Source organism: Streptomyces sp. Y7, assembly GCF_043195415.1.
Taxonomy (GTDB): domain Bacteria; phylum Actinomycetota; class Actinomycetes; order Streptomycetales; family Streptomycetaceae; genus Streptomyces.
In genome coordinates this window covers 235,024-247,132 of sequence record NZ_JBIDDQ010000002.1, presented here as the reverse complement: position 1 = coordinate 247,132, position 12,109 = coordinate 235,024, and the positions used below count along the sequence as shown (strand labels likewise).

At 71.2% G+C, this 12,109-nt stretch carries 6 protein-coding genes; 4 read left to right on the top strand and 2 right to left on the bottom strand.

Translation table 11 applies throughout. The features are described from left to right. Positions 1 to 348: 348 nt before the first annotated feature. Together ACGFW6_RS07085 and ACGFW6_RS07080 are read left to right on the top strand one after the other, a co-directional pair. Positions 349 to 1,188, top strand: coding sequence for an NAD(P)H-binding protein (locus tag ACGFW6_RS07085; RefSeq protein WP_393505522.1), 840 nt, complete (start codon positions 349 to 351; stop codon positions 1,186 to 1,188). After that, a complete protein-coding gene (locus ACGFW6_RS07080; protein WP_393505520.1) occupies positions 1,185 to 2,423 on the top strand; it encodes an alpha/beta hydrolase family protein in 1,239 nt (412 codons plus the stop codon). The genes ACGFW6_RS07085 and ACGFW6_RS07080 overlap by 4 nt, the downstream gene beginning before the upstream one ends. 100 nt (positions 2,424 to 2,523) lie before the next feature. On the opposite strand, the gene ACGFW6_RS07075 is transcribed toward ACGFW6_RS07080, so the two are convergent. Then, positions 2,524 to 3,864: an aspartate aminotransferase family protein gene (locus ACGFW6_RS07075; RefSeq protein ID WP_393505518.1), complete on the bottom strand. Its 1,341-nt coding sequence runs from the start codon at positions 3,862 to 3,864 to the stop codon at positions 2,524 to 2,526. 90 nt (positions 3,865 to 3,954) lie between these two features. Here ACGFW6_RS07075 and ACGFW6_RS07070 point away from each other — a divergent pair, with 90 nt between their 5' ends. Together ACGFW6_RS07070 and ACGFW6_RS07065 are read left to right on the top strand one after the other, a co-directional pair. Further along, positions 3,955 to 4,851, top strand: a complete 897-nt coding sequence (locus ACGFW6_RS07070) for a LysR substrate-binding domain-containing protein (protein WP_393505516.1) — start codon at positions 3,955 to 3,957, stop codon at positions 4,849 to 4,851. A 301-nt stretch (positions 4,852 to 5,152) separates the two neighbouring features. After that, on the top strand, positions 5,153 to 8,350 hold the full coding sequence (locus tag ACGFW6_RS07065) for a PQQ-binding-like beta-propeller repeat protein (protein ID WP_393505515.1): 3,198 nt from the start codon (positions 5,153 to 5,155) through the stop codon (positions 8,348 to 8,350). Between the two features lie 179 nt (positions 8,351 to 8,529). On the opposite strand, the gene ACGFW6_RS07060 is transcribed toward ACGFW6_RS07065, so the two are convergent. Continuing rightward, positions 8,530 to 11,817 (bottom strand): GH92 family glycosyl hydrolase, encoded by a 3,288-nt coding sequence (locus ACGFW6_RS07060; RefSeq protein ID WP_393505513.1) that lies wholly within the window; start codon positions 11,815 to 11,817, stop codon positions 8,530 to 8,532. Positions 11,818 to 12,109 lie beyond the last annotated feature (292 nt).

Here is a 12,109-nt window from a genome sequence, read left to right as displayed (position 1 = left end):
CGGGGCATGGCGGCGCTTCGATGGCGCGGTGAGCCGCTCGGGCTCGTGGGCGACGCAGGTGACTGCTAGGCCGATCGCAGGGGCGGTGCGCCCGACCTTGCGAAGCGGACCTGCGGTCCGTATTCTCCATTTATACGGACTGCGGGTCCGTTTTGGTTCCAGTGCTCCGCGATGGGGACGGTCGGCCGTGCCCTACGGGCCTGGATCGTCGCGTCTTCGCGCAGAAACGGAAACCTTGATCATGACAAGCTCCATCACGGCCCCAGAGGTCCATCCCCGCGGGTGGGACCTGCTGCCGGCGAGGGACATTCCCGCCCGGGCGGACTTCGTACCCGTAGGGGTCAACTGATGAACGACCGCGACACCACGCTGGTCATCGGGGCCACCGGCACCACCGGTCGAAGGGTCACCGCCCGACTCGTCGCGGAAGGCCGCCGCGTCAAGGCCGCCGGCCGCACGGCCACCCCGGTGGACGGCGCGGAGGCCGTCCGCTTCGACTGGCACGAGCCCACGACCTGGGGCGAGGCCGTGGCGGACGTCGACCGCGCCTATCTCGTCCCGCCCATCGGCTCCTCGGAGCCGGCCGCCGTCATGCTGCCCTTCCTGCGCAAGGCCCGCGCGGCAGGGACGCGCCGCGCGGTACTGCTCAGCTCCTCCGCCATCCCGGTCGGCGGTCCGTCGGTGGGAACGGTGCACGAGGAACTGCCGGGCCTGTTCGACGAATGGGCGGTGCTACGGCCGTCCTGGTTCATGCAGAACTTCACCGGCCACACGCCTCACGCCCGAACCATCCGCGAGAGCGGAGAGATCTGGACGGCCTCGGGGGAGGGCCGCGTGGGGTTCGTCGACGCCGAGGACATCGCGGCCGTCGCCGTGCGTGCCCTGACCGACGAGCACGCCCCCGACACCGATCTGATCCTGACCGGGCCCCAAGCGCTGAGCTACGGCGACGTCGCCGACACCCTCACCGAGGTCACCGGCCGGCCCGTCGCGCACCGGCACCTGACCTTCGAGGAACTGCGCGACCGCTGGGCGGCCGAGATCCCGCTGGAGTTCGCGACGATGCTGGCCGGCATGGACCGCGCCATCGCCGGTGGCGCCGAGGACCGGACCACGGACACCGTCGAGCGCCTCACCGGCCGCGCGCCCGGCACGTTCCGCGCGTTCGTCGAACGCGAGGTGTCATGAAGCCGCTGATGTTCCAGGACGACCCGGCTTTCTGGTTCGAGACGCTGCGCAACCTCGGCCTGGCCGCGTACGGGGGCTCGGACGTCGGCGAAGTGGTCGCCACCGCCGCCCGCGTCACCGCCGGCGACTACGACGGCTGGCACGACGCGTGGTGGTCCACCGCGCGGCGGCTGGAGACCGAGGCACGCGCCGGCCGTCCTGTCAGCGCCCGCGACGGGCTGCTCCGCGCCTCCAGCTACTACCGCGCGGCCGAGTTCTTCCTGCACGGCCATCCCGATGACCCGCGGATCGACCAGGCCTACGGACGCGGTGTCGCCTGCTTCCGTGACGCCGTCGCCCACCTCTCCGACGTCTCACCGGTGGAGATCCCCTACGAGGACACCTTCCTGCACGGCTACTTCTACCGGGCGGCGGGCGAGGGACCGAGGCCGGCGCTGGTCATGCACAGCGGATTCGACGGCGCCGCCGAGGAGCTGCACTTCTTCGGCGCGCTCGGCGGACAGGAACGCGGCTACCACGTCCTGACGTTCGACGGCCCCGGCCAGCCCGCGGCCATCCACCGCGACGGGCTGCCCTTCCGGCCGGACTGGGAGCATGTGGTCGGCCCGGTCCTGGACTTCCTTCTCGAGGACCCGGGCGTCGATCCGGCCCGCGTCGCGCTGCTCGGCGTCAGTCTCGGCGGCTACCTCGCGCCCCGCGCCGCGGCCTACGAGCCCCGCCTCGCGGCCGTCGTCGCCCTCGACGGAGTGTTCGACGCCGTGTCCGCGCTGACCGCGCACCTCCCGCTGCCGCACGAGGAGGCCGTCCGGCGGGCTGCGGCCGAGCACGACGAGGAACTCGACCGGATGATCGCCGACGCCCGCGAACGCAGCCCGATCATGCGCTGGGCCTGCGACCACGGCCGCTATGTCACGAAGACCTCGACCGACCGGGAGTTCCTCGCCGAGTACGCGCGCTACAGCTTCAAGAACGGCAGCGCCGGGCGGATCACCTGCCCCGTGCTGGTGTGCGAGGCCGCCGACGACCTGTACTACTCCGCCGCCGAGGAGTCGGATCCGCGCCGGCTGTTCCGGCACCTCGCCTCGCCCAGGACTCTGCTGACCTTCACCGAGGAAGAGGGCGCCGACGCCCACTGCCACCCGGGCGCGGTCCGCCTCGCCACAGCACGCGTCTTCGACTGGCTCGACGACACCCTCCGAGGCGGCCCCGTGCCCCCTTCCCCGGAATTCCCGTGACCCTGCGGACGCCCTGCTCGACCGGCGGGCCGTACGGGCTGCCGCCGACGCCCTCTTCCGCCGCGTCAGCGCCCGCGCCGGACTGAGTGCGCAGTCCCGCTCACAGTGCCGCGCTCACCTCGCCGATCGCGGTGTCCAGGATCGACAGGCCGAGGGCCAGCTCGTCCTCGGTCGCCGTGAGCGGGGGTGCGATACGGAAGACGCCGCCCATGCCGGGGAGTTGGACGATGTTCATGTGCAGACCGAGTTGCAGGCAGCGGCTGGTGACCTGGGCGCCCAGCCTGTCGGAGCTCTGCTTGGTCTCGCGGTCGACCACGAGTTCCAGGCCGGCCAGCAGACCCCGGCCGCGGATGTCGCCGATGACCTCGTGGCGGGTGGCCATGTCCTCCAGGCCGGTGCGCAGGAAGGCGCCGAGCTCGCGGGCGCGCTCGTCCAGTCGGTCCCTGACCAGCACGTCGAGCACGGAGTTGCCCACGGCGGCCACCAGCGGGTCGGAGACATGCGTGGTGAAGAAGAGGAAGCCGCGCTCGTAGGCCTCCTGCTCGATCTCGGCGCTGGTGAGGACGGCCGCCAGAGGCAGACCCGCGCCGAGTGTCTTGGAGAGGGTCAGGATGTCGGGGACGACGCCGTCGCGTTCGAAGGCGTACCAGGTGCCGGTGCGGCACAGGCCGGTCTGGGCCTCGTCGAGGATCAGGAGCATGCCGCGCTCACGGCACTTGGTGTGGAGGGCCGCGAAGTAGCCGGGCGGCGGTTCGATGATGCCGCCGGAGCTGAGGATCGGCTCCACGAGGCAGGCGGCGAGGCTGCCGGTGGACTGGGCGTCGATGAGGTCGAAGGCGAAGTCCAGCTGGCGGCGCCAGTCGAGCTCACCGTCGGGCGTGGTGAAGTCGGGGCGGTAGGAGTTGGGGACGGGAATCGCGAAGTTGCCGGGAGCGGACGGACCGTAGCCCTTGCGGCCCGTGCTGTACGTGGCGGACGCGGCGGCCTGGGTCATGCCGTGCCAGGACCGGGCGAACGACACGATCTCGTGCTTGCCGGTGACCAGCTTGGCCATCCGGATCGCGGCCTCGTTCGACTCGGCACCGGTGGTCAGGAGCAGCGCCTTCTCCAGGGGCGCGGGCAGGGTTTCGGCGAGGCGTCGGGCCAGGTCGACCACGGGGCGGCTGAGCATGCCGCTGTACAGATGGTCGAGGTGGGCCACCTGGCGCTGGACCGTCTCCACGATCGCCGGGTGCGAGTGCCCGAGGATCGCGCTCATCTGGCCGGAGGTGAAGTCGAGGATCTTCCGGCCGTCCGCGGTGTACACGAAGCTGCCGGCGGCACGCTCGATGATCGCGCGGGTGAACCCGCCTCCGTAGCGGACGAGGTGCCGGTCCGCATCGGCCCAGAACGTGGACTCGGAAGCCGTAAGGACAGTGGACGTGGGGGTCTCAGCAGCCATGGCCCTGACGGTAGGACAGCGCCGAGCGCCACGTCCATCACACAATTCCGGCTGTGCTGTTCGGAAGAACCGCACAATAATGAGCCGGTGATGAATCCCTGGAGGCTGCGCCTGCTCACTCAGCTGGACACGCTCGGCACGGTCCGGGCGGTCGCCCAGGCCGCCAGCCTGAGCCCGTCGAGTGTGTCGCAGCAGCTCGGTGTGCTCGAGACCGAGACGGGCACACAGCTGCTCGAACGCACGGGGCGCCGGGTACGACTCACCTCGGCCGGGCTGATCCTCGCGCGGCGCGCACGGGCGATCCTCGACCACATGGACACCGTCGAGGCGGAGCTGCGCGGATTCGGCGAGGAGCCGTCGGGCCTGGTGCGGCTCGGGTCGTTCCAGAGCGTGGTGCACACCATGGCCGTACCGGCGGTGACACGCCTGGCCCGCGAGTACCCCCACCTCGACGTCCAGCTCCTGGAGCTGGAGCCACATGAGAGTCTGCCGGCGCTGCGGGTCGGCGACGTGGACGTCGTGATCACGACCACCGACTTCGCCGAGCTGCCGCTCGGGCCGGACCTCGACCTCCTGCCGCTGGCGACGGATCCGATCCTTCTGGTGCTGCCGCCCGGCCACCCGGCCGCCGGGCGCGATCCGGTGGACCTGACCGCCGTCGCCGATGAACCGTGGGCCTTAGACATCCCCCAGTCGTACATGGCGAATCTCGCCCTACGACTGTGCCGGCAGGCGCGGTTCGAGCCCCGGGTGGTCGCCCGGTTCAGCAACTACATGCTGACCCTGGAGCTCATCGAGGCCGGGCACGCGGTTGCGCTGCTCCCCGGGCTCGCCGTCGACGCCGGCCGCTATCGCGTCGTGACCCGGGAATTGGCCGACCCGGTGACCCGTACGATCACCGCCGCGATCCGCAGGGGTGTGCCGCCACGGGCGGCGGTGCGGGTGGTGCTCGACGCGCTGCGCCCGCCCGCGACCGGAAACGCGTGAACAACGGCGTCCGGTGTGCGGGTGAGGTCCGCCTGGTCCCGCCATGAGGTGACCTGAACTCCGGCGGACGGTTCGGTGAAGACGAACTCGCGCCAGATCGAGAACCTGTCTAGTCAAGCTAGCTTGCTTGCCTATGAGGTTCCTTAGAAGAGCAGCAGGTCTTGGGCTTGTCCTGCTCGTCATCACACTCGGCCTTGGTGCGCAGCCTGCCGCCGCGCATGTGTCGCGGGAGCACGCCGAACTCGTCGTCAGGACCGGTGCGGGGGTCACGAGTGGACGGCTGATCGTCCATCATGACGTCGTGTCACCGCGGAAGGCGGGTGACTGGGCGTCGCACCTGCTCGGTGCCGCGTGCCCCGCGACCGGCTCCGGCGTCGCCGGGGACCACGGCGGCGTTCCCGACGGTGTCGTCATCGAACTGGCGTGGAGCTGCCAGGTCACCGCGATCGATCTCGGCCCCCTGATCGACCGGGCGGGACTGGCCCGCGTCGTCGTCGAGTTCGACGGCACGGTGGCAGACGCGTCCGCCGCCACCCCGCTCGTCGACAGCAGGGGCGCGCACGCGCCGCCCTCGTTTCCCTGGCTGACCGTCACGCTCTGCACGGCGGCCGGTGCCGCGCTGCTGCTCGCCCTGCGGCGACTGCCGGCACTCCTGCGCGCGTCGCTCCGCACCCGGCGGCGGTTGCGGCTGGCAACCGCCGGCGCGGTTGCCGCGTCCTTCCTCGCGCCCCAGGCGGCCCTTGCCGACGGCGTCCCGGAACAGGACGCCACCGTCACCGTCCGCGGCACCGTCTTCAAGGACCGCAACGGCAACGGCCGCAGGGACAAGGGTGAGCGGCCCATGCGCGGCGTCGACGTGACCGACGGCGCCGCGTGGACCACGACCGGCGCGGACGGCTCGTACAGCCTGCGCATCGACCCGAAGCGGCGGGAGACCGACCTCGTCAGCATCGTGTCTCCCGACGGCTACACGCCCGCACTGCGGGACGACTACATCCCGCGGTACTTCCGTACGGTCCCCGAAACCGGCGCGACGGGCGTCGATTTCGCGCTCGTCCCCGACCGCAACGCCTCGAACCCCACCGAGAAGTGGGTCATGAACTCGGACACCGAGGTCGGCAACCGCACCGACGACGAGGCCCGCCGCGCCCTGCCCCAGTGGACCGGCCAGGTCGAGGCGATGTCCGAGGTCGACGGCGCCACGATGCAGATCGCGACCGGCGACCTCACCGTCACGGACTACGCGGCCGAGAACCGCCGGCAGGGCGGCTACGACCTGTTCAGCAAGGGCCTGAAGGAAGGGCGGCTCGGTCACCCCTTCTATCCGGTGATGGGCAACCACGACTTCGGCGGCACGGCCACCTCCCAGGGCTACGGAGGCAGCCTGGAGTACTACCGCCGCAACCTCGGCCCCGAGTGGTACAGCTTCGACCGCAACGGCCGCCACGTCGTCGTCCTGGAGGACAACTACGACGCGAGCGGGCTGAAGCCGCAACTGGAGTGGCTGCGCGAGGACCTCGCCCGGCACGCGGCCGGAAAGCAGGTGTTCGTCTTCGCGCACCGCTCGCTGTTCACCCAGTGGGGTCCGGGCGCCGGCATGCAGCCCACGATCGACGAACTGGCGAAGTACGACGTACGGATGGTCGCCGCGGGCCACAACCAGCAGGCGGAGTTCCGGCGCGGCGCCTTCAAGCGGTCCGTCGAGATCAACAACCAGGGCACCTACGGCATCGACGGCGCCCACCCCGACTACAAGGTCCTGGACTTCAGCGCCATCACGGACGACCCGCGCACCCACCGCAACGAGGACACCGGCCATGTGACCGGCATCCACCGCCAGTTCGACATCGATGACGACACCGCGCTGGTCAGCCCCGCACAGGGCAGCGTCCACGGCGCGAAGGCCGGAGTGCCCGTCGAGGTGTACGCGGAGGACGACGGCCGCACCCCCGCACGGGCGGTGCTCACCGTCCGCGACCGCCGCGGGCACCTGGTGCAGCGCAAGGACGTCCGCTTCGCGAAGAGGGCGGCCCGGCCCGGCACCGAGAACTGCTACACCCCGCCCGGCGGCACGCCCGAGCCCTGTCCCGACGCGCGCGGCGCGTGGACCCGGGCGAGCGAGCGGCTGAACCGGCTGCGGCCCGGGACGTACACCGCCCAATCGGTCGCGTACGACACCCGGGGCAGGGCGTTCCCGCAGATCAGGAACACCTTCGAGGTCGTCCGGGACGCGGAACTCGCGCGGCCGAGCACCGGCCGGGACTGGCTCCGGCAGGGCGGCGACGAGACAGGCCGGTCCGCAAGCGGCGACGAGCCGGGCGCCGAGCTCGACCTCAAGTGGGCCCGGCACACCGGCGAGCAGTTCAACCTCAACGGCTCGGTCGTCGCGGGCGGCAGGCTCATCGTCTCCTCCCGCGCCTTCGACTCGCCGTACAGCATGATGCTCGCCTACGACATAGCCACCGGCCGCGAGCTCTGGCGCACCTACCTGGACGGCGACGCCGAATCGGCGCCCACGCTCCACGACGGCAAGGTCTATCTGACCACCGGTGTGGGCCGGATCTACGCACTGGACGCCGAAACCGGCCGTATCGCCTGGCAGTCGATCGACCGCGAGGAGACGCACGGGTACACCGTGCGCCGCTACGGCCGCGCGGGCGGACCCGTCAGCGTCTTCGCCCTCGCGGGCGGGAACGACCGTACGGTCGCCGTCTACCAGGACGCGAGTACGATCCGCTGCCGTGACGCCGAGACCGGCGGCCTGCTCCCCGGCGGCTTCGCAGCGGCCTTCTCCTGGGGCCAGGCCCACAGCACCGCGATTCGTCAGCCCGGCACCGACACCGCCTATCTGCACTCCATGTCCAGCAACACCGTCATCGCGATGGACCTCGCGACCTGCAAGCAGCTGTGGGTGAAGGACACCGCGGGCGACATCGACAGCCACTCGTCGCCCGTGCTGACCCACCCGGCCACGGGTGAGGCGAAGCTGGTGACGTTCACGGCGTACGGCGTCCGCGGGCACGACCCGAGGACCGGTGCGGTGGCCTGGGAGTCCAAGCTGGGCGGCGGCAGCGTCTGCGAGCCGGGTCGCGCACCGCTCACCAGCCCGGCCGTGTGGGGCGGCACCGCGTACGTCGCGGGCCGGGACGGTGTCGTACGCGCGTATGACACCGGCGCGGCCGATCCGTCCAAGCCCGTGTGGGAGTCGAAGTCCGGCTACCTGGCGGGGGAGAGCCCGCTGGACGACGCGTGGCGGGTGGCCATGGGCTGCACGGCGGGTGCCGGTTCGCCGACCATGCACCCGCTGGTCACCAAGTCCCATGTGTACGTGGGGACCTGGGACGGCCGCCTGCTCGTCCTCGACCGGGCGACCGGCGCGCAGGTCACCTCGTACGACCTGGGCGCCGGTGTGACTTCGGCCCTGTCCGTGAGCGGTGACTGGGTCTTCGCCCTCACCGACGACGGCACCGTCCACGCGCTCGCCGCACGCCGGCACTGAGGCGAAGCGACACCGTGCGAGCACCGCCCACCCGGTGATGCTCCTGGCGGCCGTCCCCGCGCTGCCGCTCGGCAGCGCGGGGACGGCGCGGGCGCACCCCTTCGGGGCTCCGTCGCTCCTGAACGCGCAGGCGGTGGGCACCACCGTGGGGACGCGAGACCCTGGGGGCCCGCCTCGTCCTACTGGAGCGTGATCGCGTAGATCTGTACCCGAGGGTCGTTCTGCAGGCCGACCGACCGGACCGTCTTCGACGCGTCGAGGTCTGCGGACGCCCCGAACAGCCGTACCGGCGGGCCGTCCACGCCCTGTCCGCGCTTGATCCGGTGCGGCATCTCCAGGGCCACGGAGCTGCCCTGTGGGGCCGACCCTGCCCAGTCGCCCACGGTCACCGGCACCTCGGCGGTGGTTCCGTCGGTGTAGCGGACCGTGAGTGCGGTCGTCACCGGACCGTGGTGGGCGACAGCGACCAGGCGCAGCGTGCTGTACGACCCGGCCGGGAGCAGCAGGGCCTGGCCGCGGGCCTCGACGAAGTTGAGGGCCGTCCCGGACGGATCGGGGGCCTCGTACGTCACGCCGTCCCAGACGACCGGGCCCGCCGGGGGCAGCAGATCGGCGTCGAAGCTCCATCCCGAGCCGTCGAAGTCGCCCTCGCCGGACGCCGCGACCGTTGCGGTTCCGTCGTGGTTGACCTGACTGCCCAGGGCGACGGCGCACTGCTCACCGGCGCCGGCCGCGCAGCGGGCCGCGGCGCGCACCTCGATGGTCGCGAGGCGTTCCACGGGTTTCACTCCCTTCGCGCTCGCCGTGACGCTCACGGGGTACGACCCCGGCGGGGTGTTGGCCGGCACGCTCACGTCCACCGTCGCGGTCCGCTGGGTGGGCAGCCGATGGGAGGTGAGCGAGAACGGCGCGGACGCCTTCGTACTCCAGCCGCTGGGAGCCTTCGCTGCGACGTTCACCCGCAGCGTGCCGGGGGACTGGCCCAGTACGTCCAGCTGCAGACGGACGCTCTGAGTGCTGTCAGCCGTGGGCAGGACGTCGGAGGCGGTGCGCAGCGAGGCGTCGAGGTGGCGGCGGGAATCGGCTGCCGCGCGGTTGACGGACGGGGGCTCGGCGCCCTTGCCCGTGCCCCAGGCCGAGGGGTTGTCGGCCATCTGGAAGGCGAGGTTCCCGCCCTTGGCAACGGCGTCCCAGTCCAGCCAGGTGGCCCGCAGGTCCCTTCCGTCGAACTTCGCCTGCCGCACATGGCGTTGGGTGTCGCTGGTGCCCGGTGCCGTGACGGTCAGCGTGCCGCCCTGCAGCTTGCCGTAGGCGCCGATGCGGATGACCGCGGAGGGGAACTGCGGACTGGAGACGGCCAGGAAGTCGCCGCCGTTCGTCGTCGGGTACAGACCGAGCGAGGAGAAGACGTACCAGGCCGACATGGTGCCCAGGTCGTCGTTGCCGGTCATGCCGTCGGGCCCGTCGGTGAAGAGCGTCATCGCGGCACGGACGACGGTGGCGGCCTTGGCGGGTGCGCCGGCCCACAAGTACATGTACGGGGAGTGCAGATCGGGTTCGTTGTTCGGGTTGTAGGTGGGCTTCCCGTAATAGTCGTACGGTGCCGAGATCCAGTCCTCGCGAGCGGCCCCGGCCGGGTCCGCGAGGAGCTTGTCGTAGGCGAAGAAGGCGTCGAGCCGCTTCTCCGTCTCACGCTTGCCGCCCATCAGGGAGACGAGCCCGGCCGGGTCCTGGGGCACCAGCCACTGGTACTGGTAGGCGCCGCCCTCATGGAACTGGTGGCCCGCTTCGACGGGGTCATAGGGCGTCAGCCAGGTGCCGTCGGCCGTGCGCGGACGGAACTGCTGGATGGACGAATCCCACAGGTTGCGGTACCACTGGCCGCGTGCCGCGAAGACGCGGGCGTCCGCGGTGTGCCCCAGTGCCTTGGCCATCAGCGCCAGTGAGGCGTCCGCCGCCGCGTATTCCAGGGTCGCCGATGCGGGGTGACGGCAGTCGTTGTCGCCGCCCTTGTCCGCACAGTCCTTGCCCGGTTCGAGCCCGCTGGGGATGTAGCCGCGTTCCTGGTAGGCGGCCACCCCCGCACGGCCGTTGTAGGGGGAGTCGTCCGGCGGCGTGCTGAGCGCGTTCTTCCGCAGGAGCGCGTACGCCTCCTTCTCGTAGCCCGCGAGGAGGCCCTTGGACCACGCCTCGACCAGGAAGGGAGTGACCGGGTCGCCGGTCATGATGTTCGTCTCGCTGTTGGCGAGCGACCAGCGCGGCAGCCAGCCGCCGTCCCGCCCGATCGCGACGACCGACAACGCGACATCACGGGCGACCTTCGGCTGCAGCATCTGGAGCAGCTGGTTCTGCGGCCGGTGGGTGTCCCACAGCGACAGGTTCTGATACGGCGTGAAGTCCGAGGCGAGATGGGTCTTCCCGTCGAAGCCCGCGTACCGGCCGTCGACGTCCCCGGCGAGGTTCGGGTGCAGCTGAGCGTGATAGAGGGCGCTGTAGAACGCGCGTCGGCGCTCGGTCTGCCCGCCGCCGATCCGGACGGTGCCGAGCTGCCGCTCCCAGGTCGCGTGCAGGGCCGCGCGGGTGGCGTCGAAGTCGTAGGAGTCGTCCGTCTCCGCCTTCAGGTTCTTCCGGGCGCCCTCGACGCCCGTGTAGGAGAGACCCACCTTGACGACGACATGGCGGTCGGTGCCGGCGTCGAACGTCACCCAGGCGCCGTTGCCGCCCTCGCCGGCCGCGTCGCGCTCACCGGGGGTGGGATTGGTCCCGCGCCAGGTGCCGTGCGAGGTGAAGGGCCTGTCGAAGGTCGCCGTGAAGTAGACGGTGTGCCGGTCCTTGCCCGCGCAGAAGTTGCCCGCCTCGACACGGCCCTCGACGGTACGGTCACCGACGACGTGCACCTCCGAGCCGTACACCTTCTGGTTGGCCTTGCCCGTGTTGAACAGGACGTTGGCCCGGTCGGTCGAGGGGAAGGTGTAGCGCTGCCATCCCGTGCGGGGTGTGGCGGTCAGCTCGGCGTCGATGCCGTACGTTTTCAACCCGACGCGGTAGTAGCCGGGTTCGGCGTCCTCGTCGTCGTGCGAGTAGGCCGAGCGGTAGACGTCGGGGTCGACGCTGTCGACGGCTCCGGTCGTCGGCATGATCGGCAGCTCGCCCATGACGGAGCAGCCGACGCCGGAGAGGTGGGTCTGGCTGAAACCGTGGATCTTGTCCTGCTGGTAGTCGTAGCCTCCCTGGCCGCCGGTGTCCGGGCTGACCTGGACCATGCCGAACGGGGCACTCGCGCCGGGAAACGTGTTGCCGAAGTTCTGGGTTCCGATGAACGGGTTGACCAGGGAGGTGAGTTGGTCGTCGGGGGTCGTGGTGCCCTGGGCGACGGCCGGCGCCGGGCTCAGGGCCCCGCCGGCGACGAGCAGTGCGGCCAGCACGGTCGATGCGCGGCTGCGTAGTCGGTGCAGGGGTCTGTGCATGGAAGCGGTCTCCTCTTCCTCAGCCGTCCTGTACTGCGGGCATGAGAGGTGATCTCCAAGTGGCCGGCACCGCGGCCGCGTTCGCTCGGCCGCACGTGCGGGCCAGGGGTCGGGGCCTGGATGGAAGCGGACTAGATCACGCGCCTGACATCGTTGTCAATGCTTCTGGCAGGAGTGGGCGGAAGCCGCATGGCCGATAGTCACCGAGAAGGAACGAGCCGGCGCCGCCGGTTGCCAGGGACGGACCCTCCTGAGGCAACACGCGGCGCCGGCCACGCAGTTCGCGCACTGA